Here is a 21,997-nt window from a genome sequence, read left to right as displayed (position 1 = left end):
GCCCGCGTTTCCGACCGACCGAGACTAGTTCACCCCCCGGACGCGAACAAGGCGGGCGCGCGGATTACGGCGTCGGCGCCGCCAGTTGACGCAAGGCGCGGATGGCGGCCTCGACCTCGGGGAAGGCCTGCGCCATGGCCGCCGCGTGAGTCCGCGCGTCGCTCAGCCGTTCCTCGATGACGGCGCGCTCCATCGCGGTGCAATGAATGGCCAGGCGCTTTGCCCCCGCCGTCCGCGCCGCCCCGGCGACCGAGTGGGCGGCGGCGCGGGCGTCCTCCATCTGGCCCGACGCCAGAGCGGCCAGCGCCTGATCCAGCGTGGGGCGGGTGGTTTCCAGGAAATAATCCATCATGTCGAGCGTCCCGCCATCCAGCGAACCAAAGGTTTCGCGCAGATGGTCCAGATCCAGCACCAGCACATCCGGCGGAATGGGCGGAACCGGCGGCGGCGGCTCAACAGCGGGCGGTTCCGTCCCAGCCGGTTCAGCGGGCGGCGGGGCGGCGACCAGCCAGCGGTTCAGCGCCGACGCCAGTTGCGTCAAGGTGACGGGCTTGGCGAGGTAATCGTCCATTCCGGCGGCGACGCAGCGCTCCATTTCGCCGGACAGGGCGTTGGCGGTCATCGCCACGATGGGCAAGCGTCGCCCGCCGCCCGCCGCCGCCTCGGCGGCGCGGATGCTGCGCGCCAACTCATACCCGTCCATGCGCGGCATGTGGCAATCGGTGATGAGCAACCGGAAGGCGCCGCGCCGCCACGCCGCCAACGCCTCCACCCCATCCTCGGCCAATTCCGCCTGGAAGCCCAGACGGCGCAGTTGACGCAACACGACCTGCTGGTTGGTCGGATGATCCTCGGCCACCAAAATCACCCCTTCGCCCGCCAGCGCGCCGGACGCCGCGTCCATCGGCATGGCGCCCAATGGGGCGGACGAGCGCAGCGCCGCCGCCGCCGCCGCCAACGATGACGACGTCCCGCCCCGTCCGGTCAGCGCCAAGGCCGTCTGAATCAGGGCGGCGCGGTGGACCGGCTGAGTCAAACCACCGCCCGACGTCGCCCAACCGTTGGCCGAACCATTGGCCGAGGCTGCGGACACGGACGCGTCGCCGACCAGCAAACGCGGCAGGGCTGGGCCACGAACGCCGGTCATCGGACCGATGCGCTCGATCAACGACACCGTCGTCACCAGCAAATCCAGCCCGGGCCGGACCAGCCGCCCCGCCGCGTCGGGCGCCGAATCAGCCTCCGCGACCTCGGCGCCGCTGTGGGCCAGATAGCGGGCCAGAACGCCACGCTGAACGGGGTCGGTGTCCACCACCAGAACGGACAGGCCGCGCAAAGGCGCGGCGTCCGCCGCCACCGCCGCCGGGACGGTCGGCAACGCGACCGTGAACCAGAAGGTCGATCCCTGGCCCGGCGCCGACTCGACGCCGATTTTCCCCCCCATCATCTCGACCAGACGGGCGCAAATCGCCAGACCAAGGCCGGTGCCGCCAAAGCGCCGGGTGGTGGAGCTGTCGGCCTGGCTGAAGGGTTGGAACAGCCGCGCCTGCCCATCCGGCCCGATGCCGATGCCGCTGTCCTCGACCGCGAAACGCAGACAAACCCGTGGGGCCTCGTCCCCCTCCGCCGTGTCCAGCGGGCTGGCGCTCACCCGCAGGATCACCCGGCCCCGGTCGGTGAATTTGATGGCGTTTCCGGTCAAGTTGAACAGAATTTGCCGCAGACGGCCCGAGTCGCCGCGCACCAGCGGCGGCGCCGACGCGTCAATGTCGCAAATCAGCGCCAGCGCCTTTTGATGGGCCTGCGGGGCCAACAGATCGGCCACCCCCTCCAGCAACTCCGCCGGTTGGAGATCCTGATCCTCCAGATCAAGCTTTCCGGCCTCGATCTTCGACAGATCCAGAATGTCGTCGATGATCCGCAGCAGCGAGGTGGCGCTGTCGCGCATCGTCGTGACCAGCGTGCGCTGTTCGGCGTCCAGCGGGGTCAGCGCCGTCAGCTCCAACATCCCCAACACGCCATTCATCGGCGTGCGGATCTCGTGGCTCATCGTCGCCAGAAATTCGGATTTGGAGCGGGCGGCGACCTCGGCCTGCTCCTTGGCGGCGCGCAGCGCCTCTTCGGCCCGCTTGCGCTCGGTGATGTCATAGCTCCAGGCCAGCACCGCCGGTTGCCCTTCGAAGGCGGTGCGTTGCAGCGTCTGCAACGCCCAGACGCGGGTGCCGTCGGGCCGGTCCACCGCCACCTCGACGTCGCGGGCGACCACGTCGCCATCTCCACTGGGGCCATCTCCACTGGGGCCGTCATCGCCCGAAACAGGCTCAACGTTCGGAGCGGTCCGCCCCGAACGGCGGCGGTGGACGGTGACGCCGGGCAGCGCCAATGTGTTCTGACTGCCGATGAACTCCTCCGGCGCCATCCCGGCCAGTTCAGCGGCGCGCGCGTTGGCGAAGGCGACGCGGCCATCGCTCCGACCAATCGACACGCCCACCGGGCTTTGCTCCAGGATCGCCCGCAAACGCCGCTCGCTGTCGCTGAGCGCGCTTTCCCGCGCGCTGATCGTGCCGACGAAATAGGTGAGCGCGCGGGCCATCTCGCCGATCTCGTCATCGCCCTGGACCGGCATGACGACGGCGGAGCCGGATTCATAGGCCATCATCGCCGCCTGAAGCGCCCGCAACCGCCGCACGACGTTGCGGTGGATGTAGAAGAAGATCGCCGCCGCCCCCAAAATCGACAGCACCGCCATGGCGATGACGGCGCGTTCACCGTCGCCGATCACCCGTTCAAACTCGTCGGAGCGGCGGGCGATGTCGCGCTCGACCATCAGGAAATAATCGGACACCGTGGCGACCAGCCGATCCGACACCGTCTGATTGTGGGCGGTCGCCCCCTTGATGGCGCGCTGCAAGGCCAGCTCATTGGCCCGCGCGGCGAAGATGGTGGAGCGGCCAAAGGCGGCGGCGGACAATTCGGCGTGCAGCGCGGCCAGCCGCGTTTTCCGATCCGCCGACACCCCGTCCAGAGCCGCCCCGGCGCGGTCCAGCGCCTGACGGATGTCGGCGCGCAGACGGTCGAGCCGCGTTTCATGATCGGCCCGCAGCGCCGCCAGCAGGATCGTCACCGCCTCGCCCGAATCGCGGTCCCAGCGGCGGATCGCCTCCAGCTCCGCCGGTGAATCGGCGCGCGCGCTTTCCTCGACCTCCGCCGCGCGCAGGCGGGCGGACAGCTCCAACAGCCCAAGGGCGCGCGCGTTGCTGTCGGCGGTCTGCGCCAATTGGGCGCCGACCTGCGCGTTGAGATTCAGAAGATTGGCGACCAGCTCGTTCTTGCGGCGCTCCAGCTCGTTCAGATCGGTCACGCCCTCGCCCTGGCCGCTGGCCAGAAGATGGGCCATCAACTCTTCCAACAGGACGATCTGGTCGCCCAGCCGGGCCATCACCGCTTCGCGCGCCGCCTGATCCTGCACCGCGACCAGGGCCGGAGCGATGGCGGCCACCGTGCCGCTCTGCTGAGCCAATTGCGAGGAGGCGACCAACCCCGGCACCTTGGCCGTGGCGATCTGCTCAAACCCCTGATGAAACCGGGAAAACAACGACACGGCGACGACGCTGGTCGCGGCGGCGAGGCCGCCAATCACCGTCAACCCCGCCAGAATGCGGAAGGCCACGCTTCGCCGGGGAACCCGCATGCCGTCCCTGCCCCTCCGTCCATCGCCCGGCGATTCGGTCCTGCTGGCATAACACAGCCCGGCCCTGGCGCGCAATTCACCCGCAACGCGCGATTGGGCGCGGAGATCGACAACCCTTTGGTCTTGGCTCCACACGCCACACGCTGCCCCATGAACGTTACTCCAGGACCGCCGCCTCATGGCATCCTGTCGACGCCCCCTTGACAGAAGGCGCGCGCCACCAACCTCTCAGGCGTTTTGCCGCTTTGACGACCCCAGCCCATCAGGCCCCCGCATGATCCACGCCCTGTCCCTGGCCTTTGGTCAATTGTCCGATCCGCGCACGCGCAAGGTGGTGTGGATCGGCGTGTTCGGCGCCGTCTGCGCCTATGGCCTGCTGAGCGTCGCCCTGTGGTGGGCGCTCTACCACACGCCGCTGACCGGCTACGACTGGGTTGACGGCGTGCTGGACCTGCTGGGCGGGCTGGTCGTGCTGCTGCTGGCGTGGATGCTGTTCCCCGCCACCGTCGGCACGGTGTCCAGCCTGTTTCTGGACGAGGTGGTGAACCGGGTCGAGGCCCGGCATTACCCCCATCTGCCGCCGCCCCGCCGGTCGCGCTGGACGGTGGAACTGGCGACGGCGCTGCGTTTCCTGGGCGTCGTGATCGCCGCCAACCTGTTGGTGTTGCCGCTGTATCTGGCGTTGCCCGGCCTCAACATCCTCGTCTTCTACACGCTGAACGGCTATCTGCTGGGGCGGGAGTATTTCGAGATGGTGGCCAACCGCCGGATGGATTGGCGCGAAACCCGGCTGCTGCGGCGGGCGCGTCCGTTCAAGCCCTTCGCCGCTGGCGTCGTCATTGCCTTTCTTTCGACAATCCCCATCGTCAATCTGCTGGTTCCCGTGGTCGCCAGCGCCTTCATGGTTCATGTGTTCCAATCCATGACAGGCCCCTTGCGGCGGGTCGGATGACCGTGTTACGCCGCAAGCGGCGCGGTCGCGTCCGGTCCCCGGACGATCCGTCGGCGCGCCGCCCGTCCCGGCCCAGCGTCGCCGTTCTGCCCACCCGCGTTTCCTGATTGGGGATCATCGTTCATGCTGTTCGGACGCAAGACTCCGCCCGCCGCACCCAAAACCGACAGCGCCGCTCCGGCCACGGCCCCGAGTCCGGCTTCGCTCGCCAAGCCCGACGACGCGGCCACCACCCTGTCCCCCCTGGCCTCGCTGACCGCAGCGGCGGACGCCCCGTCCGGTCACGCTCCATCCGGTCCGGCTCCCTACGCGGCGCCCGGCGCCGCCGCCCGTCCGGCCTCTTTCGATCCGACGCCTTCCTCCAAGGGAACCGAGATGAACACCAGCAGCCCGAAGCCCCCGACCGCTCCCTCCCTGCCGGGCGCCGGTTACAAGACCGACGTGCCGCGCCGCGTCCTCGACACCCCCGGCATTTCCCCGCGCCAGCCCAGCGGCCTTGGCCTGCCCTCCGCGCCGCTGGGCGCCGCCCCCGCCGCGCCTTTGGCCCCCTTGACCCCGGCCCTGCCGGAACAGCGCCGTTTGACGGTCGGGCGCGACATCTCGCTCTCGGGTGAAATCGGCTCCTGCGACGTCTTGATCGTCGAAGGCACGGTGGAAGCCAAGCTGCGCGAGGGCCGTTCGATCGAGGTCGCCAACGGCGGCCTGTTCAAGGGATCGGTCGAAATTGACGAGGCCGACATCGGCGGCCGGTTCGAGGGCGACATCGCCGTGCGCGGCCGTCTGACCGTGCGTTCGACCGGGCGGATCACCGGCTCGATCAAGTATGGCGAGATTTCGGTCGAGGCTGGCGGTCAATTGTCGGGCGACATCCAGATGTACGCGGCGACCACCAAGCCGGACGCGTTCTAAGCGCCGTTTCGCGCGTCGTTCAACGCAAAAGCCCGGCGCGGAACCCCCGCGCCGGGCTTTTTTGCGTGTCCGGTCAGGCGATGATCTTGTCTTTGAAGCCGCAGAGATCGGCGACCGAACAGACCGGGCAATCCGGCTTGCGCGCCTTGCAGACGTAGCGCCCGTGCAGGATCAGCCAATGATGGGCGTGCCGCCGGTAGAGCTTTGGCACGACCTTCAACAGCTTGGCCTCCACCGCGTCCGGCGTTTTGCCAGGCGCAAGCCCGGTGCGGTTGCCGATGCGGAAGATGTGGGTGTCCACCGCGATGGTTTCCTCGCCGAACGCCACGTTCAACACCACGTTGGCGGTCTTGCGCCCGACGCCGGGAAGCTCCTCCAGCGCGGCGCGGTCGCGCGGCACTTCCCCGCCATGCCGCTCGATCAGCAGTTCCGACAGGCGGATGACGTTCTTGGCCTTGGTGTTGAACAGGCCGATGGTCTTGATGAAGCCGCGCAAACGCTCCTCGCCCAGATCGACCATCGCCTGGGGGGTGTCCACCTGCGCGAACAGCGGCCCGGTGGCCTTGTTCACCCCAATGTCGGTCGCCTGCGCCGACAGCACGACGGCGACCAGCAGCGTGTAAGGGTTGACATACTCCAGCTCGCTCCGGGGTTCCGGGTTGGCGGCGGACAGGCGGCGGAAGAATTCCTGAACGGCGGCGGGTTTCATGGGGGGCAGCATAACCGCAATCCCGCCAACCGGGCCAGCCCCTGGTTGCGCGTCGCCAATCAGAGTCGGCGGGGCGACCTGCCCCCTGGTTTCGTCAGAATTCGTCGCAATTTGAGAGTCTCTTTTGCAAATTGGAAATCAAATCGCAATATAGGAATGAATTTGTCAGATTTTCTTAACAGTTAAGTCTTCCATCATCTGCATTGATTTGGTATTGATAAAGCAGACGAGCGTATTTCATTGAATGGCTTTGGTGAAAAAATCTTTCCATCGGAACAACCGATGGCGGAGTTGGCCCAACCGGAACCAGACGCAGCGTCTGTTTCGGAAGCGAGGTGGAGAAAGCATGACAGGCTCTTACGCCGTTGCCCCGACCAGTTGGGGCTTGCATGTCCGGATGCAAGGGGATCTGTCGATGGCGCAGCGCGACGCCGCCATCGCTCAAATCAAAGAGTGCTGTCTGAGCTTGCGGGAACGCGCCTGGACCAGCTTGATCGAGTTTGACCATTTCCAGGCCGACAATTTCCGGCCCGAACGGGTGGTCGAACTGATGCGTCTGGCCCGATCCTGCGGGCATCTGCGCAGCGCCATCGTGCTGACCGATTGGCAATGGGCCTCCGCCTTGGCCGACGCGATGATCGCCGCCGGGGCCACCGATCAGGTCCGCATCTTCGTCCTGCCCGATTGGGCCGATGAAGGTTGCGAAATCGCCATGCCCTGGGTTCTGCATGGCGGCGTCGTTCCGCTGGTGTCTATGGCCGCCTAAGGCCAGCCAATCGGATGGGGTGGGCGAATGGGGTGGGCGGATCGGGCGGGATCTTCGCCGTTCTCCCGCCCGGCCTTCTCCGTTACTCTGCTCCGATGCCCAGCGACGGATCCACAGGCGGCGCGTCCCGTGTGTTTTTCGACGCCATCCTCCACCCGCACCGCAGTCTGGGGCGTGGCGGCGTTCGCGCCCTGATGGGCGTCGTCATCACGCTCAATCTGTTGATCGCCGGGGGAGCCTGGGCCATTGGCGCTTGGCCGGTCGCCCCCTTTTGCGGCCTGGATGTTCTCCTGCTGTGGCTGGCCTTCCGCGTCAACGCCCGCGCCGCCCGGCGCTATGAGCAGGTTCGTCTGACCGACGCCGATCTGACCGTGCGGCGGGTGGACGAACGGGCGCGGGAACGGCTGACCCGCTTTCATCCCTATTGGCTGCGCGTTCGCCAGGACGATCAATCCGCGCACGGCCCGCAGGTCACGCTGTCCTCGCACGGGCGATCGGTGGGCGTCGGATCCTTCCTGTCGCCGGAGGAGCGCGCGGCCTTCGCCCTGGCGCTGGACGACGCGCTGCGGGCGTGGCGCCGCCCGCCCTGCCCGCCCGCCCCTGCCGGATAAGCCGTCGATGCCCGCCCTGGACTCCGCGCAACGCGCCCGCCTGTTGGCCGACACGCTGCGCATCCTGCAAGAGCGCGGGGTGGACGACGCGGCGCTCGACCGGCTCGCCGACTCGGCGGGGCTGGCTCTGGAGGAATTGCGGCGCCGGTTCACCCACTGGGCCGGGGTTGAGCCGGAGCGCTTCGTCGCCTTTCTGGCGCCCGACCACATCGCCCGGCAACTGGCCATCCCCGCGCCAGACGCCCCCGATCCGCCGGTCGTGGAGACGCTTTCCCCCGCCGACGCGAAGGCGCTGGGGGAGCGATTGGTCATCCGCTGGGGGTGGCACGACAGCCCCTTTGGCCGCGCCCTGCTGGCGACGAGCGAGCGCGGCCTGTGCTGGCTGGGCTTCGCCACGGCGGAGGATGGCCGCGACGGCTTGGCCGAGTTGGCGGCCTTCTGGCCCGACGCCCAACGGGTCGCCGACGATGGGGCCACCCGCCCGTTGGCGGATCGGGTGTTCGGCCTCACCCCGCTGCCGGAGGAGGGAGCGCTCCGGCCCCCTCCCCGCCCCTCCCCCGCTGCGCGGGAGAGGGAGACAGGATCTTTGGTAACGCGCGAAAACCGTTCCCTCTCCCGCGCCAGCGGGGGAGGGCTAGGGAGGGGGAAAAACGCTGTCCAAAGCGCCAACGAACCGATCCGCCTGTTGCTGAAGGGAACCGATTTTCAGATCGCGGTGTGGCGGGCGCTGATGCGCATCCCCATCGGGGCGGTGGCGTCCTACGAGTCGCTCGCCCAAGCGGTCGGCAACCCGGCAGCGCTGCGGGCGGTGGGAGCGGCGGGCGGGCGGAATCCGCTGTGTCTGCTGGTTCCCTGCCATCGGGCGATCCAGAAATCGGGGATCATCCACCGCTACCGCTACGGCGTTCCCTGCAAACGCGCCCTGCTGGCCTGGGAGCAGGGGAAGCGGGAACGGGCGGCGGCGATGACAGAACCGCCGCCGCCCGCCTGACCCGCCGTTACGAGCCTTGGCTCAACGCCTCGGCCATCGCGCGGTCGTGGGCGCCTTGGCCGACGACCAACTGCATCGACTGGCTCGGCATGGCGATGCCCAGCTCGTCGAACCGCTTCTTCATGCTCAGATTGAAGGCGCGGGCCACCCCGGCCTGCTTGGTCGGGCGGGTTTTGAATTGGGCCAGAATGTTGATGCCGGTGTCGGACAGCTTGTCCACCCCCATCACCTCCAGCGGGGTCAGGATGTCCATACCCAACCTCCGGTCCTCCTGAACCTCGGCCCCCACCTCCTTCAGCACGGCGATGACGCGGTCGGGATCCTCGCGGTTGGACACCGACACGTTGAAGAGAGCGATGGAGAAATCCTTGCTCATGTTCTTCACCGTGGTGACGGCGCTGAAGGGCACGGAATGCACCGCCCCGGCGCCGTCGCGCAGCCGGATCGAGCGGATGGAGATGGCCTCCACCGTCCCGGAATGACCGCCGCCGACATCCACCGAATCGCCGACCGACACCGTGTCTTCAAACAGAATGAACAGGCCGGTGATGATGTCCTTGACCAGACTTTGCGAGCCAAAACCGATGGCCAAGCCGACGACGCCGGCGCCGGCCAGCAGCGGCGCGATGTTGACGCCCAACTCCGACAGGGTGATGAGCGACACCATCGTCACCAGCAGGATCAGGAAGGCGTTGCGCAGCAGCGGCAGCAGGGTGCGCACCCGCGCGCTGCGTTCGATGCGCGTGCCGTCATGGTCGGTGGAGGTCAGGAAATGCTCGATCAAGGCGCTGACCACCTCCCACGCCACGACCGCGCCGGACAGCAGCAGGCTGATGGACAGCACGCTGCCGACGATGTGGCGGCCCAGCGCCGACTCGGTCCAGGCCAGCGAATCAATGCCCCAGCCATCCAGCACCACGCCCAACGCCACCAGCCAGATCAGCGTCTTGCCAACCCGTTGCAGGATCGGCAGGTAGAAAAAGGTGCGTTCGTAAAGCTGCGGCAGGCTGCCGCGCAGGTCGCGGTTGGCGGTCAGGCTGCGGCGCAGCCCCCGGTTCAGCGCCGTCACCAACAGACGGGCGGCGACCACCGACACAATGGTGATGGCGGTGGCGCGGGCCAGATACTCGAACCCGCCATAGACGTTCAGCACCCAGACGCCCAACGTCACGCTGACATAGGCGATGGCCAGCACATGCCAAATGTCGGCGAAGCGCCGCCGGGCGGAACGCAGGACCGCGCCCTGCCCCTCGGACTCGCGCTCCGCCGTCGCGTCGGGGTCGCCGTCGCCCGACAGCGGGTTGCCGTGCATCCAGGCGGCGACGCTGGCGCGGTTTTGCAGGATCAGGACGATCAACATCCCGGCGATCAAGACGCCCAACAGCTTCAGCAACGCGCCATAAGCGCCCAGCGGCAGCCCCAGCACATAGGCCCCTTCGGCGAGGAAATAGCCATAGACGGCGGCGGCGATCAGACGGCGGATCCAGACATAGGCCCGGCGCGCGCCCGCCTCGCCCGCGCGGATCAACCGCAGATGCGGCGCGCCCGGCGCCACCAGCATGCCAACCACGATCAACAGCGCCTGCACGATGACCGAGGCGTTGATGACGGCCAGCACCACCAGCCGCACCCGCGTCCCCGGCTCCGTCACCGACAGCACGGTGTAGGCGATGACGATGAAGGCGACGATGGGAACCAGCTCCAGCGCGGCCCGCGCCAACAGCCTTGGAATCCGCATCAACGGCGAGGGCACGACCCGCGCCGCCAGCGCCCGATGCGGACGACCCAGCAGCCACCAGATCCCCCAGGCCGTCGTCCCGCCGACGCCAAGGATCAGCAGCAGCTCATAGCCGATCTGCGACCAGCGGTCACGGGCCGAGGAATCCTCCATCTGCCGGTTGATCCAGGCGACCGTGCCCGGCAGATCGGCGAAGATGTCGCCCACCTGGACCAGTTGGCGGCTGACCACATCCATATGATCGGCCAGAAAGCCCAACGCGCGGGCGCCCAGCGTTTGCGGCAGCGAGGCTTCCGGTTCCGGCGGCTTGGCCGGGGTCAGGCCCTTTTGCGCGGCGACCAGGGCGCGGAGCTGCTCGACCAGCTTGGCCCGCGCCTCGGGGTTTTCCAGGGTGGAGGCCATCGCCTCCAACTGTTGGATCGTCGGCTCCCCCGCCGCGACCGCGCCAGCGGGGGCGGTCGCGGCGGGAGCCGCCGGGACCGGGGCCACCGCAGCGCCGCCGCCCGCCGCCGGAGCGGCGGCGGTGACGGGGCCAGCCAAAGCCAGCGTCAGAAAAGCCAGCGCGCCGAACAGGCGGGCCAACCCGCGCCGACACGTTGCGGGCGTTGCGAACCGATCCATCAAACCATCACTCAAAACTGCCAAAACGGAATCCGCCGAAGGTAGTCGCCCTGTTCCCGCTTGCCAACCCGCCGGGCGGATCCTTTTTATGATCCAATCGCTTTTCAGATCGCCCGCCGCATCTTTGTCCCCGCGCCCCTTTGTCTTAAGGACACGCCATGGCCGACACGCCCGACGACGCCCCCGACCTGGAGCAGGACGGGGCCATCCGCCCCAAGCTGATCGCGACCAAGGAGCAATGGGCGCGCGACGGGCGCGGGCTGACCGGCGCCTCAAGCGAGACAACCCCGCGCGACCGCCTGCCCCCCGGCCAACGGCTGGTGGAGGATTGGCCGGTGCTCGACCTCGGCATCACGCCCAAGGTCAGCGCGGACAATTGGTCGCTGGCCGTCGATGGGCTGGTCGAACAGCCGCTGTCCTGGCGCTGGGCCGATCTCCAGGCGCAGCCGCAGACCACCGCCCAATCGGACATTCATTGCGTCACCACCTGGTCACGCTACGACAACCAATGGCGGGGGGTGAGCGCCCGCGATCTGCTGGCTCTGGCCCGGCCACGGCCCGAGGCGCGCTTCGTCGTCTTCCACTCCTTCGACGGTTACACCACCAACGTGGCGCTGGCCGATTTCGCCGAGGACGGCGTGCTTCTGGCCACCCATTGGCAGGGCCAACCGATCAGCCTCGACCATGGCGGGCCGGTGCGCATCGTCCTGCCCAAGCTGTATTTCTGGAAAAGCGCCAAATGGGTGAAGCGCGTTGAGCTGCTGGCCGACGACCATCCCGGCTTTTGGGAGGTTCGCGGCTATCACAACCACGCCGACCCTTGGACCGAGGAACGCTACTCCGATTGACGCGCCTCGCCCCGCTTTCTGTGGCGACGGGTGTTGCCGGATCATCCGGTTCAGGGTAGAGAGTGGGGAACAACGAGGTTAGGTCCGCGTAGCTCAGCAGGATAGAGCACAGGATTCCTAAGTATGAATTGGGCGCTGCGTTCGGAAACGACGCAGTGGATCCGCTCAAAGTCGGGGAACGCTGCGGCGCGCTTGCGTCATGCCGATCCCGAGCCAAGCCCCTGCGAGGGGGAAGGTGTAGAGACTGGACGGGCGGCGCCTACGGGCCTTCGGGCCTAGGGCGAAGGGACAGTCCAGACCACGAACGCCCCACAAGGGCGGCGGCGAAAGCCGAAGTGGGATGAATCCTGGGGCCGTGGGTTCGAATCCCGCCGCGGACACCACCTCGTTGTTTTCCTCTTCCAAAAAGATGCAAAAGCCCGCCAGTGGGCGCGCCCATGCGTCTTGCGTGTCAAAATGCAACGCGCCCGCCGGGTCTTTGCATTTTGACACAGGCCGACGCCCCGTCGGCGCCCGGCCCGTCGGTCACATCTGGCCTTCCTGCGCCAGCTTTCCGACGCCGGAGTTCTTTTTCATCACCATCTCCGTCGCGGTTTTGACGTCGGGCGCGGCCACCGCCCAGCGGCCCGTCGCTCCGTTTTTCCCGTCCGCCAGCAGCCACAGCCGATCCTTGTCGGCGTAACGTTCGATCAGCACGTCATAGACCCGGACGCAGGTGGTTCGGGTGGTCCGCAACCGCTCCTCCGCCGCCGCGATCTCCTCCCGCCGGGCGCGCAGAACCTCTTCAGCCTTGCTCAGCGCGATTTCCTCCTGGCGAATCGAGTGGCGGACGGTGGTCAGATCGCGTTCCAGGGTCGCGTGCTTCTTGATCAGCCAGGAATAGCGCCGCCGCACCCCCAAAATATGGCGGGCGGCGCGCAAAACCGACGCGCCGATCCACATCAGGCAGGCCAGCAGCAACACGCCGACCACGCCCAACGCCATCACCTCGTTCGCCGCGTTCGCGCCTCCTGAGAAGCCCGTCATCACGCCACCACCTCCTTGATTGGAAATTCCTTGATTGATCGGGACAAGCTCCGTTGAAACCCGCTGTCCTGCGCCGCCTTCAGCAGGACCGGATCGCGCAGGGCGACGAACAGCAGGCTGGACCGCCCGGGCAAGCGACGCTCGTCCGGCTCCTTGCCCAAAACGCCGCCCTCGCCGATGCGGCTGAGAAACAAAACGGCGGTCAAAAGATCTGTGAACAAAGGCTTTCCTTTTAGAACATCCTCCCGCGTCAAAATCGCGTAGAGATAATCCCGGATGAAAAGCAGGTATTTTTCCCGTATTCCGCCGAGAATTTGCGCCATTTCATCGGCGCTGTCGATTTTACCAACGATTTTTTGCTTCTTGTAACCTTCGGAAAATGCGCTTTTTGCCAGTTTCGAATAATAGCACATCAGACCGCGCTGGACGGAATGCTTGAAACGATATTCAATCAGCAGGGCGGCCAGCGCCGATTCCAGCATGATCTCCTCATCCGACAGCGCGTCGGGCAGATCGGTGAGACGCTCCAGATACGGGGCGAGTTGGCTGGGATGGGTCAAACCCGGCCCCTCCGCGCCGAAACGGGTCGGCAGTTCCGCCAGACTCCGGCGCACGCGCAGCTTTTCCTGCAACAGCGGGTTGCCCCGCGACAGGCCAAACCGCATCAGCCCCAGCGACCAGCGCTCGCCACGGGTCAACGGCGGCAGCGCGCCGAAATCCAGCGCCGCGCCGTGCAACGGCTCCTCCAACATTTCATCGGCCCCGCCGACAACGGCGAGGGCCTCTTTCAGGATCGCGGTCGGCATGATCCTTGCTGCTCTTTCCTGGCTTTCCAGAAACACAGCAAGCGCTGTGCCAGGAGGGCGCATCGCTTCGGACACGAAGGCTCAGAACAAGGAGGCTCGGGATGACCACCGCATTGACGTCGTTTCTGCCCGCCGCCGCCGCGTTGGGCGTGGTGGCGCAACTGGCTTTTTGGGGCGTGCGGCGCGGTTGGACCGGCCTGATCGGCATCAACCGCCTGCGCCGGGACCTGACGCCGCTGCACGACCAGTGGGTCGCGGAAAACGAAATCTACAAGGATTTGCGCGGTCGAATCGAAGAGACGCACCACCAAATCGGCGTGCTGGACGACCGGCTGGTGCAGATCGGGCGCGACATCTCCAAGTTGGAACGGACCCCGCCGATCTTCGTCCACACGCTGGGCCAACCCGGCTCCAGCGTGCGCCCCTTCCATGGCGAGGTGATGTTCGACAGTCTGGCCGCCCGCGCCGCCGGGCGGGCGGTCAGCCCGGCCTGGCACTACGCCAACCAACTGGTGGTCTACGCCTCCGACATCGATTCCGCCCGGCGCGAGGTGGAGCGGGTTTTCCCGGAAAAGGCCGGCTACACCCGCAGCCTGTCGACGGGCACGGTTCGCGCCGCCGCCGTTCACTGAGCCGTTTGGCGACGACCAAGCCTTTCGCCGGTGGAGCGGGTCGGGTAAGCTGGCCTTCCCTCCGTCGCGGTCGCTCCCCACCATGCAAGTGTATCTGCCGATCGCCGAAATGTCGGTCAACGCGCTCCTTGTGCTGGGCATGGGGGGGCTGATCGGCTTTCTGTCCGGCATGTTCGGGGTGGGCGGCGGTTTTCTGATGACGCCGTTGCTGATTTTCATCGGCGTTCCCCCCGCCGTCGCCGTCGGCACCCAGGCCAATCAGTTGGTCGCCGCCAGCCTGTCGGGCGTTCTGGCCCATTGGCGGCGCGGCAACGTCGACGTGAAGCTGGGGGTGGTGATGCTGATTGGCGGCGTCATCGGCACCGGCATCGGCGTGTGGATCTTCGGCGTTCTTCAGCGCTTGGGCCAGATCGACATCGCCATCACCCTGTCCTACGTGTTTTTCCTGGGCACCATCGGCGGGATGATGATGCTGGAAAGCAGCCGGGCCATCATCCGCCGCCGCTCCCCCACCGCCAAACGCGGCAAGCTGCACCGCCACATCTGGCTGCACGGCCTGCCCTTCAAGATGCGGTTCCATCGCTCAAAACTTTACATCTCCGCCCTGCTTCCGGCGGGCATCGGGGTGGTCGGCGGGATTCTGGTGGCGATCATGGGCATCGGCGGCGGCTTTCTGCTGGTCCCGGCGATGATCTATCTGCTGAACATGCCCGCCGGTCTGGTCGCCGGAACCTCGCTGTTCCAAATCATCTTCACCACGGCGGCGGCCACGCTGCTGCAAGCGGCGACCAACCACACGGTGGACGCCATGCTGGCGCTGCTGCTGCTGGTCGGCGGGGTCGTCGGCGCGCAGTTCGGCACCAAGGTCGGCAGCCGCATTCCCGGCGAACAGGCCCGCCTGATGCTGGCCACCATCGTCGTCGGGGTGGCGCTGAAGCTGGCCTGGGATTTGTTCGCCCCGCCGCTGGACATCTACACCCTCAGCATGGGAATCGCCTGATGCGTTGGCCAACGCGCAGGGGCGTCGTCCGGGGCGTCGTCCAGGGGCTGGCGGCGTTGGCCGGGCTGGGGTTGGGCGTGACCTTCGCGGCGACGGTCTGGGCGCAACAGATGGTCGCCGACCTGTCGAGCCATTTGATCGCCATCACCACCGGCTTCACCGGCACCGAGGTCGTGCTGTTCGGCGCCACCGATGGGGTGGGCGACGTCGCCATCATCGTCAACGGCCCACGCCTGCCCGCCATCGTCCGCCGCAAGGAGCGGGTGCTCGGCATGTGGATGAACACGGACAGCGTCCGGTTTTCCCAAGCCCCCAGCTATCACAGCGTGGCCGCCAGCCGCCCGCTCGACCAGATCGTCGCCAAGACGGCGTTGGAGCGCCAGCAGATCGGCGCGCCGCAGCTTCAGCTTGACCCGCAGGAAAATCTGGATCCGCAGGAGTTGGCGGCGTTCCGCGCCGCGCTGATCCGCAACAAGCAGCGGGCGGGGCTGTATGGGACCAACGTCGGCGCCGTGTCTTTTCTGGGCGAGCGGCTGTTCCGCACCAACATTTATTTCCCGGCCAACGTCCCGACCGGGCTGTACAATGTCGAAGCGCTGCTGATCCGCGACGGCGAGGTGGTCAGCGCCCAAACCACGCCGCTGGTGGTGTCGAAGGTCGGCTTCAGCGCCGAGGTCTACGACATGGCCCGCTACCGCCCGATCACCTATGGCGTGCTGGCGGTGCTGGGCGCGGTGGCGGCGGGTTGGGCGGCGGGCGCCGCCTTCCGCCGGGTGTAGAACAGGCTGCCAGGGAGGAGAGAACCGATGACCGAAGCAACCGAATCCACGCCGCCGGACGCCGCCGCCAAGCCGGTGCGCATCTTCCTGGTCGTCGCCGACGACAGCCCGGAATTGAAGGTGGCCCTGCGTTACGCCTGCCTGCGCGCCCGCAAATCGGGCGGCAAGGTCGCCCTGCTGACCGTCATTGAAAAGGAAGAGATGCAGCATTGGCTGGCGGTGGAAAACCTGATCCGTGAGGAAAAGCGCGACGAGGCGGAACGCAAGCTCCAAAAGCTGGCGCGCGAGGTCATCCAACTGACCGGCTCCCTGCCCGCGCTCTACGTCCGCGAGGGCAACCGCCACGAAGAGGTGCTGGCCCTGATCGCCGAGGAGCCGAGCATCTCCATCCTGGTGCTGGCCGCCGACACCGACCCGGAAGGGCCGGGGCCGTTGATCTCCTATTACACCGGGCGCGGCCTGTCGCGCCTGCGCATCCCGCTGACCATCGTGCCCGGCGGCCTGAGCAGCGAGGCGCTGGACGCGATCACGTAAGGATCGGCGCGGCGGCGGCGGTCGGCGGGCGGAGCTGAAGCTCAAAGACCTCCAGCGGCTCGACCAGCCCCTTGACCACATGCGGGCCGATGCTGTCCAGCCGGTGACGCCCGCCGGGGGGAACCAGCGCCGCGAAGTCGGCGGAGGTCAACACGGTGCGGTCAAGCCGCCCGCACAACCCCTCGATCCGACTGACCAGATTGACCGCCGGGCCGATCACGGTGAAGTCCAGCCGCTCGGTCGAGCCGATGTTGCCGTACATCACCTCGCCAATGTGCAGGGCGACGCCGCAACGCAGGGTCGGCTGCCCCCAGGCGGCGCGCTCGGCGTTCTGACCGCTCATCGTCGTCAGGGCGTCGGTCGCCGCCGACAGCGCCTTGATCGCGGCGGCGGACCCGGTTTCATCCTCCGGCGTCAGCGGGAAGATCGCCAGCATGGCGTCGCCGATGAATTTCAAGATTTCGCCGCCATGGCGCTCCACCGCGTCGCCCATCGACTCGAAATAGCCGTTCAGCAGGGCGATCAACTCCTCGCGCGGCAGACGGTCGGCCAGCGGGGTGAAGCCGCGCAGGTCGCAGTACCACAGCACGGCGCGGACGTTCTCCCCGGTGCCGCGCCGGATGTCGCCCGACAAAATCCGCTCCCCGGTCTTGCGCCCGACATAGGTGTCGAGCACGGTCGCCGCCAGCCGCCGCAGCGCCAGCGTTTCCAGAACCGCGCCCAAGGCGGGCAGCAACCCGTCGAGCAGCGCCAGATCGGCGACGGAAAAACCGCCCCGCCGTTCGGTGGAAAAGCTGATGGCGTTGCGCCGCCCGCCAGCGAACAGCACCGCCATCGCCGCGTAATCGGTGGCCCCCTGCCGGGCCAAATCACCCAGAACCGGATAGGGCCACGGCGCGCTCATCCGTTCCAGCCGATAGCGCAGCCCTTGCGCGCCATCCTCGACCAGCGTGGCGAAGGGGCTTTTCAAATAGGTTTCGCTCTGCTCGTCGCCATGGTTGGCGATCACCGTCCGCACCGGGTCGCCGTTGTCGCGCCAAAAATAGATCATCGAGCGGATTTGCGGGTGCAGCAGTTGCAGAACCAGCACGCTGCGCGCCAGCGGCAAGCCGATGGCGTTCAAGCGGCGCCCGAACTCATCGACCAGCGTTTCGGCGTCGGGGGCTTGACGCCCCTCCTGCAACAGCCAATCGACCACCGCCCCGCAGTTGTGCGTCTCCGCAACGGGAGCGTTCGGCAAGGCGGCGGGGGGGAGCGCTTGGTCGAAAGTCATCGGCACCACGGGCGGTCAGAGCGACAAAGACGAAATCGGACCAATCTGGTGCTTGATCCCGGCGGGGATTCTGCCCAAATTTCGGAAACGCCGCTAGGTCCAGTTCGGCGTCGATGGAGGATAGCACCATGTTCATTCAAACCGAGCAGACGCCCAACCCGGCGACTCTCAAGTTTCTGCCGGGGCGTGACGTGCTCGGACGCGGCACCGCCGATTTCACCGACGCGGCGGACGCCGCCCGGTCGCCGCTGGCCCAGCGCCTGTTCGAGATCGACGGCGTGGTCGGCATCTTCCTGGGCGCCGATTTCGTCACCATCACCAAGACCGACGCCAAGGAATGGTTCCTGCTGAAGCCGTCGATCCTCGGCGTCATCATGGAGCATTTTACCGCCGACCGCCCGGTTCTTCTGAGCGACGCCGGGGACGGCCACGCCGCCAGCGCCAACGGCGACGACGACGAGATCGTCGAACAGATCAAGGAGTTGCTCGACACCCGCGTCCGCCCGTCGGTGGCGCAGGATGGCGGCGACATCACCTTCCAGGGGTTCGAGAAGGGCGTGGTCTATCTGGCGATGAAGGGATCCTGCTCCGGCTGCCCCAGCTCGACCGCGACGCTGAAGCACGGCATCGAAAACATGCTGCGCCACTACATCCCCGAGGTGCTCGAGGTTCGCGCGGTTCAGTAAGGACCGTCGCCGGAACTGGGGGCGCGGCGTCGCGTCCCTGGTTCGACCTTATTCTGGAATCAGGAACTGCACGCCCAACCAGCGCCAGCGCCCATCCGGGGCGGGCAGCGTGCAATTGACCCGCGCGCGGCCCGGCGGGAAGGCGTCCTTGATGCGGACCTCGACCCGGTCGTCGGAAATCCGCTCCAACGCGGTGCGGCCCTGGCCCGCCGCGAAACAGGCCAGCTTGCTGCTGTCGCCGACGCTGTCGCTGATGGTGAAGCCCAAGGGCGGCGGGTTGACGGTCAACAGCGGATCGTCCGGCGTCAGATCCGACACCGGCAACGGCAGCGCGTTCGCCGCCAATTGGAAGCGGTCAACGCTGCCATAGGTCTCGTTCATCAGGAAACGCGGCAGGCCAAACGGGTCGGCCTGGGGGTGCAGCACGCCCGATTGCTGGCCGAAAGCGGCGACGAAGCCCTGTTCGGCCACCACCTTGCGCACCGCCAGCGAATATTCCCCCTGCGGGTAGGCCAAGATGGTTGGGCGCTGGCCCAATTCGGCCTGGAAACGGTCGGACATGCGGCGCAGCTCCGCCGCGACCTCCGCCGCCGTGCGCGGCACCAGCGATTGGGTGGAGCCGCCCAGACCGCCGATGGTGACGCCCGCCGCCGCCATCTGGCGGATTTCCGACCAGGTCATGTGGGCGGGCGACCCGCGATCCACCGCGTCGGTGGCGACGAACAGGGTGAAGGGCAGACCGGCGGCCTTCAGCCGGGGCCACGCTTCGGTGTAGGCGGAGCGGCTGGCCTCGTCGATGGTGATGGCGACGGCGCGGTCGGGCAATGGCTTGCCGGTGCGCAGCGCCTCCAAAATCCGGGGAAGCGGCAGAACCTCGTAATCGCCGTCGGTCAACTCGTCGAGGTGCGACTCGAACTGGTCGAGGCGGATGCTGAGCGACGGGTTTTGATCCTCGCCGAAGCGGTCATAGGCGAAGACCACCGCGCTGTTGCCGGTCGGCGCCTCCGCCGCCGCAGCCATGCGCGACGTCGGGACCACAGAGGCCCAAACGGTCAAGGCGGCGGTGACGAGCACCCGAACGGCGCGGCGGAACGGCATGACGGCCCATGGCAGAGGACGCCCGGATTGAAGCCCGGATCAAGGCAAGAGATGTGCCATAATCCCCGCCGTCCAAACAAGTTAACAACGGCGGTTTCCCGCAAAGGGCTGGATTGCGATGCGCGCGTGCAACAATCCGTCCGCGCTTCACCCCAATCCAAATCCTCGGTCCCCAGCGCCTCACATCATCCGACCGCCGATGGCGGCGTCGGTCAGCAGCGGGTAGCGTTCCGGGTCTGGCAACTGGTAATGCCACCATTCCGTGGCGTAATGGTCCCAGCCCGCCGCGCTCATCACCCCCAACAGCAGGGCGCGGTTGCGCTGCTGGTCGGTGGTCAGATCGGTGCGGCCATGGTGGGAGCGTTCGGTCATCGCGTCGAAGCCGGTCCCCATGTCCAGCGGCTGGCCCGACGAATCCACCAGCGTCAGATCGATGGCGACGCCGCGCGTGTGGTTGGATCCCAACCGGGGATCGGCGATGTAGGCGGGATCGGGAAAGGCGTGCCAAAGCCGCCATTGCGCCTCGGCGGGGCGGAAGGCATCGTAGACCCGGAACCGGCAGCCGACGCCGCGCGCCAGCGCGATGGCGGGGCGCAAACGGGCGGCGGCGTCGGGGTGCAGCAGGCACACCGGGGCGCGGTAGATCGGCGCGCCGGACAAATTGTCCGCCGTGGCGTAAAGAAGGTCCAAGTCGACGTCGTACGCCGGTGGCGCGATCTCGATCAGCATGGTGCGTAAAACCGTTTGAGTGCGAATGGGAGGGCGGAAGAGTGCTGTCTAGCACGGGCGTGGCCCGGCGATGAAGATTCTGGGACTGGACACGGCGACGTCGGGCTGCTCAGCGGCGCTGTGGGATGACGACACGCGGGATGACGGCGTGCCGGGCGGGCGCGTGATCGTCCAACGCAGCGCGCCCATGGCGCGCGGTCAGGCCGAGGTTCTGGCGCCAATGGCGCAAGCGGTGCTGGCCGAGGCGGGCGTCGCCTTCGCCGCGTTGGACCGGATCGCGGTGACGGTCGGGCCGGGGGCTTTCACCGGCCTGCGCATCGCGCTGGCGGCGGCGCGCGGCTTCGCCCTGGCCCATGACACGCCGGTGGTCGGCGTCACCAGCTTCGAGGCCATCGCCCACGGCCTGCCCGAGGCGGAGCGCGCCGGGCGGGCCGTGCTGGTCGCGGTGGACAGCCGTCGGGCCGAACCCTTTTTGCAGCTCTTCGCCCCCGATCTGACGCCCATCGGCGATCCGGCGATGCTGGAACCGACCGCGATCGCGGCTTGGCTGGATGGTCTGTGGCCCTCCGGCCCGCTGCTGGTCGCGGGCGACGGGGCTGGGCTGCTGCGCGCGCCGCTGGACCGACGGGCGGATCTGACCTTCGCCAACGGCGACGGCATCCCCGACGCCGCCGTGGTCGCCCGGCTGGGGGCGACGCGCCCGGTGGGCGGCCCGGTCGATCCCTTTTACCTGCGTCCCCCCGACGTCAGCCTGCCGAAGGCCAAAGCGTGACCGCGTCGGACCGCGACGAGAGGCCCGGCGAGGAACGCGGCGGTGTCCATCTGCAAACCGCCGGCCCTCTGGACGCCGAAATTCTCGCCGCCCTGCAAAGCGCCTGCTTCCCCGAAGAGCCGTGGGACGCCGGGTCCATCGCCAGCCTGTGCGCCCCGCCGGAGGGCTTCGCCCTGCTGGCCCTGCGCGGGGACGAGCCGGTCGGCTTCGTCCTGGCCCGCGCGGCGGCGGGCGAGGGGGAGATTCTGGTCATCGGCGTGCTGCCCGCCGAACGGCGTTCGGGCGTTGGCCGACGGCTGGTCGAAGCGACGTTGGCCCACGCGCGACAACTCGACGCCGAGGCGTTGTTTCTTGAAGTCGCCGAAGACAACGGGGCGGCGCGGACTCTCTACATGGCCAACGACTTTTTTTCGGTTGGCCGACGCCCCGGCTACTACAAAAGACCAAGCGGCCCGGTCGCCGCGCTGGTCCTGCGCCACACCATCCGCAAGGTGTAATGGCTAATTTTTGCGCACCCGCAGACGGTGAACGCTCCCGTCACCCTCCGTCGGCTCCAAATCCAGAGACAGAATGCTGTGCCCCAGTTCCGCCAAGGAACGGGGAACATTTTCCAAGGGTTCGCCAGCGTTCAGGCGGACTTCAAGGGTCTGGCCAACCGCCATCCGCTCCACCATCAACTTGGTTTTGACGAAGGTCAATGGACAGACCTCGCTGGTGATGTCGATAAACAAGTCGGTGGAGATTTTTTGGCTCACTGCTTCCTCTTTATGAGCAAAGGATGGATATTGCACCTTGGGAAAAACCTCTTTATATGGAGAGGAACGAA

At 67.5% G+C, this 21,997-nt stretch carries 22 protein-coding genes; 13 read left to right on the top strand and 9 right to left on the bottom strand.

All coding sequences use genetic code 11. From position 1 onward, the window contains the following. Positions 1-64: 64 nt before the first annotated feature. Positions 65-3,691 carry a response regulator gene (locus D3877_RS15680; protein WP_119831674.1) on the bottom strand — a complete coding sequence of 1,209 codons (3,627 nt, stop codon included), beginning with the start codon at positions 3,689-3,691 and terminating at the stop codon, positions 65-67. Positions 3,692-3,965: 274 nt separating this feature from the next. On the opposite strand from D3877_RS15680, the gene D3877_RS15675 reads away from it, so the two are divergent. Continuing rightward, positions 3,966-4,643 (top strand): EI24 domain-containing protein, encoded by a 678-nt coding sequence (locus D3877_RS15675; RefSeq protein ID WP_119831673.1) that lies wholly within the window; start codon positions 3,966-3,968, stop codon positions 4,641-4,643. A gap of 123 nt (positions 4,644-4,766) precedes the next feature. Further along, complete coding sequence (locus tag D3877_RS15670) at positions 4,767-5,552, top strand: bactofilin family protein (RefSeq protein ID WP_119831672.1); 786 nt, start codon at positions 4,767-4,769, stop codon at positions 5,550-5,552. Between the two features lie 73 nt (positions 5,553-5,625). Here D3877_RS15670 and nth read toward each other — a convergent pair whose 3' ends face one another. Then, positions 5,626-6,273 carry an endonuclease III gene (gene nth / locus D3877_RS15665; protein WP_238474910.1) on the bottom strand — a complete coding sequence of 216 codons (648 nt, stop codon included), beginning with the start codon at positions 6,271-6,273 and terminating at the stop codon, positions 5,626-5,628. 334 nt (positions 6,274-6,607) lie between these two features. Here nth and D3877_RS15660 point away from each other — a divergent pair, with 334 nt between their 5' ends. The 3 genes from D3877_RS15660 (at position 6,608) to D3877_RS30600 (ending at position 8,629) form a co-directional block, all read left to right on the top strand. Further along, positions 6,608-7,027 carry a hypothetical protein gene (locus D3877_RS15660; protein WP_119831671.1) on the top strand — a complete coding sequence of 140 codons (420 nt, stop codon included), beginning with the start codon at positions 6,608-6,610 and terminating at the stop codon, positions 7,025-7,027. Positions 7,028-7,122: 95 nt separating this feature from the next. Next, positions 7,123-7,638: a DUF2244 domain-containing protein gene (locus tag D3877_RS15655; RefSeq protein WP_119831670.1), complete on the top strand. Its 516-nt coding sequence runs from the start codon at positions 7,123-7,125 to the stop codon at positions 7,636-7,638. Positions 7,639-7,645: 7 nt separating this feature from the next. Continuing rightward, positions 7,646-8,629, top strand: a complete 984-nt coding sequence (locus D3877_RS30600) for a methylated-DNA--[protein]-cysteine S-methyltransferase (protein WP_238474909.1) — start codon at positions 7,646-7,648, stop codon at positions 8,627-8,629. 7 nt (positions 8,630-8,636) lie between these two features. Here the strand turns inward: D3877_RS30600 and D3877_RS15645 are convergent, their stop codons facing one another. Continuing rightward, positions 8,637-10,988, bottom strand: coding sequence for a mechanosensitive ion channel domain-containing protein (locus D3877_RS15645; protein ID WP_119831669.1), 2,352 nt, complete (start codon positions 10,986-10,988; stop codon positions 8,637-8,639). A 158-nt stretch (positions 10,989-11,146) separates the two neighbouring features. Here D3877_RS15645 and D3877_RS15640 point away from each other — a divergent pair, with 158 nt between their 5' ends. Then, a complete protein-coding gene (locus D3877_RS15640) occupies positions 11,147-11,836 on the top strand; it encodes a sulfite oxidase-like oxidoreductase (protein ID WP_119831668.1) in 690 nt (229 codons plus the stop codon). Positions 11,837-12,361: 525 nt separating this feature from the next. Here the strand turns inward: D3877_RS15640 and D3877_RS15630 are convergent. Together D3877_RS15630 and D3877_RS15625 are read right to left on the bottom strand one after the other, a co-directional pair. After that, the gene (locus D3877_RS15630) at positions 12,362-12,862 is read right to left on the bottom strand and encodes a hypothetical protein (RefSeq protein WP_119831666.1); all 501 of its coding nucleotides are present in this window, start codon (positions 12,860-12,862) and stop codon (positions 12,362-12,364) included. Then, a complete protein-coding gene (locus D3877_RS15625; protein ID WP_119831665.1) occupies positions 12,862-13,668 on the bottom strand; it encodes a hypothetical protein in 807 nt (268 codons plus the stop codon). The genes D3877_RS15630 and D3877_RS15625 overlap by 1 nt, the downstream gene beginning before the upstream one ends. 101 nt (positions 13,669-13,769) lie before the next feature. On the opposite strand from D3877_RS15625, the gene D3877_RS15620 reads away from it, so the two are divergent. The 4 genes from D3877_RS15620 to D3877_RS15605 all read left to right on the top strand — a co-directional run bounded on the left by D3877_RS15620 (position 13,770) and on the right by D3877_RS15605 (position 16,613). After that, positions 13,770-14,300, top strand: coding sequence for a hypothetical protein (locus D3877_RS15620; protein WP_119831664.1), 531 nt, complete (start codon positions 13,770-13,772; stop codon positions 14,298-14,300). Between the two features lie 82 nt (positions 14,301-14,382). Next, positions 14,383-15,300 (top strand): sulfite exporter TauE/SafE family protein, encoded by a 918-nt coding sequence (locus tag D3877_RS15615; RefSeq protein ID WP_119831663.1) that lies wholly within the window; start codon positions 14,383-14,385, stop codon positions 15,298-15,300. Next, on the top strand, positions 15,300-16,079 hold the full coding sequence (locus D3877_RS15610; protein ID WP_119831662.1) for a TIGR02186 family protein: 780 nt from the start codon (positions 15,300-15,302) through the stop codon (positions 16,077-16,079). Before D3877_RS15615 ends, D3877_RS15610 begins: the two co-directional genes overlap by 1 nt. Positions 16,080-16,106: 27 nt before the next feature. Beyond that, on the top strand, positions 16,107-16,613 hold the full coding sequence (locus tag D3877_RS15605) for a universal stress protein (protein ID WP_119831661.1): 507 nt from the start codon (positions 16,107-16,109) through the stop codon (positions 16,611-16,613). Here the strand turns inward: D3877_RS15605 and D3877_RS15600 are convergent. After that, on the bottom strand, positions 16,606-17,886 hold the full coding sequence (locus tag D3877_RS15600; RefSeq protein ID WP_119831660.1) for an adenylate/guanylate cyclase domain-containing protein: 1,281 nt from the start codon (positions 17,884-17,886) through the stop codon (positions 16,606-16,608). The two genes, D3877_RS15605 and D3877_RS15600, sit on opposite strands and share 8 nt — an antisense overlap. Before the next feature lie 128 nt (positions 17,887-18,014). Here D3877_RS15600 and D3877_RS15595 point away from each other — a divergent pair, with 128 nt between their 5' ends. Further along, complete coding sequence (locus D3877_RS15595; protein ID WP_119831659.1) at positions 18,015-18,572, top strand: NifU family protein; 558 nt, start codon at positions 18,015-18,017, stop codon at positions 18,570-18,572. Between the two features lie 48 nt (positions 18,573-18,620). On the opposite strand, the gene D3877_RS15590 is transcribed toward D3877_RS15595, so the two are convergent. Continuing rightward, positions 18,621-19,670 carry a polysaccharide deacetylase family protein gene (locus D3877_RS15590; RefSeq protein ID WP_119831658.1) on the bottom strand — a complete coding sequence of 350 codons (1,050 nt, stop codon included), beginning with the start codon at positions 19,668-19,670 and terminating at the stop codon, positions 18,621-18,623. 180 nt (positions 19,671-19,850) lie between these two features. Then, complete coding sequence (ddpX, locus tag D3877_RS15585; protein WP_119831657.1) at positions 19,851-20,399, bottom strand: D-alanyl-D-alanine dipeptidase; 549 nt, start codon at positions 20,397-20,399, stop codon at positions 19,851-19,853. Between the two features lie 70 nt (positions 20,400-20,469). On the opposite strand from ddpX, the gene tsaB reads away from it, so the two are divergent. Further along, entirely contained in the window at positions 20,470-21,171 is a 702-nt protein-coding gene (gene tsaB, locus D3877_RS15580; protein ID WP_119831656.1) for a tRNA (adenosine(37)-N6)-threonylcarbamoyltransferase complex dimerization subunit type 1 TsaB, read from the top strand. Next, complete coding sequence (locus D3877_RS15575) at positions 21,168-21,668, top strand: GNAT family N-acetyltransferase (protein ID WP_238474908.1); 501 nt, start codon at positions 21,168-21,170, stop codon at positions 21,666-21,668. Before tsaB ends, D3877_RS15575 begins: the two co-directional genes overlap by 4 nt. 3 nt (positions 21,669-21,671) lie before the next feature. On the opposite strand, the gene D3877_RS15570 is transcribed toward D3877_RS15575, so the two are convergent. Beyond that, the gene (locus tag D3877_RS15570; protein ID WP_119831655.1) at positions 21,672-21,926 is read right to left on the bottom strand and encodes a sulfurtransferase TusA family protein; all 255 of its coding nucleotides are present in this window, start codon (positions 21,924-21,926) and stop codon (positions 21,672-21,674) included. Positions 21,927-21,997: the final 71 nt, after the last annotated feature.

Origin of the sequence: Azospirillum cavernae (assembly GCF_003590795.1) — a bacterium.
GTDB lineage: Bacteria > Pseudomonadota > Alphaproteobacteria > Azospirillales > Azospirillaceae > Azospirillum > Azospirillum cavernae.
The sequence above is the reverse complement of the archived record's forward strand: the minus strand, read 5'-3'. Positions and strand labels throughout refer to the sequence as shown.

Excerpts from the sequence above, each read along its gene's own strand:
- D3877_RS15595 (WP_119831659.1), top strand. The coding sequence starts at position 18,015 with ATGTTCATTCAAACCGAGCAGACGCCCAACCCGGCGACTCTCAAGTTT.
- D3877_RS30600 (WP_238474909.1), top strand. The coding sequence starts at position 7,646 with ATGCCCGCCCTGGACTCCGCGCAACGCGCCCGCCTGTTGGCCGACACG.
- D3877_RS15600 (WP_119831660.1), bottom strand. The coding sequence starts at position 17,886 with ATGACTTTCGACCAAGCGCTCCCCCCCGCCGCCTTGCCGAACGCTCCC.
- D3877_RS15670 (WP_119831672.1), top strand. The coding sequence starts at position 4,767 with ATGCTGTTCGGACGCAAGACTCCGCCCGCCGCACCCAAAACCGACAGC.
- D3877_RS15590 (WP_119831658.1), bottom strand. The coding sequence starts at position 19,670 with ATGCCGTTCCGCCGCGCCGTTCGGGTGCTCGTCACCGCCGCCTTGACC.
- D3877_RS15660 (WP_119831671.1), top strand. The coding sequence starts at position 6,608 with ATGACAGGCTCTTACGCCGTTGCCCCGACCAGTTGGGGCTTGCATGTC.
- D3877_RS15605 (WP_119831661.1), top strand. The coding sequence starts at position 16,107 with ATGACCGAAGCAACCGAATCCACGCCGCCGGACGCCGCCGCCAAGCCG.
- ddpX (WP_119831657.1), bottom strand. The coding sequence starts at position 20,399 with ATGCTGATCGAGATCGCGCCACCGGCGTACGACGTCGACTTGGACCTT.
- D3877_RS15680 (WP_119831674.1), bottom strand. The coding sequence starts at position 3,691 with ATGCGGGTTCCCCGGCGAAGCGTGGCCTTCCGCATTCTGGCGGGGTTG.
- D3877_RS15640 (WP_119831668.1), top strand. The coding sequence starts at position 11,147 with ATGGCCGACACGCCCGACGACGCCCCCGACCTGGAGCAGGACGGGGCC.
- D3877_RS15645 (WP_119831669.1), bottom strand. The coding sequence starts at position 10,988 with ATGGATCGGTTCGCAACGCCCGCAACGTGTCGGCGCGGGTTGGCCCGC.
- D3877_RS15655 (WP_119831670.1), top strand. The coding sequence starts at position 7,123 with ATGCCCAGCGACGGATCCACAGGCGGCGCGTCCCGTGTGTTTTTCGAC.
- D3877_RS15625 (WP_119831665.1), bottom strand. The coding sequence starts at position 13,668 with ATGCCGACCGCGATCCTGAAAGAGGCCCTCGCCGTTGTCGGCGGGGCC.
- D3877_RS15615 (WP_119831663.1), top strand. The coding sequence starts at position 14,383 with ATGCAAGTGTATCTGCCGATCGCCGAAATGTCGGTCAACGCGCTCCTT.
- tsaB (WP_119831656.1), top strand. The coding sequence starts at position 20,470 with ATGAAGATTCTGGGACTGGACACGGCGACGTCGGGCTGCTCAGCGGCG.
- D3877_RS15630 (WP_119831666.1), bottom strand. The coding sequence starts at position 12,862 with ATGACGGGCTTCTCAGGAGGCGCGAACGCGGCGAACGAGGTGATGGCG.
- D3877_RS15620 (WP_119831664.1), top strand. The coding sequence starts at position 13,770 with ATGACCACCGCATTGACGTCGTTTCTGCCCGCCGCCGCCGCGTTGGGC.
- D3877_RS15675 (WP_119831673.1), top strand. The coding sequence starts at position 3,966 with ATGATCCACGCCCTGTCCCTGGCCTTTGGTCAATTGTCCGATCCGCGC.
- D3877_RS15610 (WP_119831662.1), top strand. The coding sequence starts at position 15,300 with ATGCGTTGGCCAACGCGCAGGGGCGTCGTCCGGGGCGTCGTCCAGGGG.
- nth (WP_238474910.1), bottom strand. The coding sequence starts at position 6,273 with ATGCTGCCCCCCATGAAACCCGCCGCCGTTCAGGAATTCTTCCGCCGC.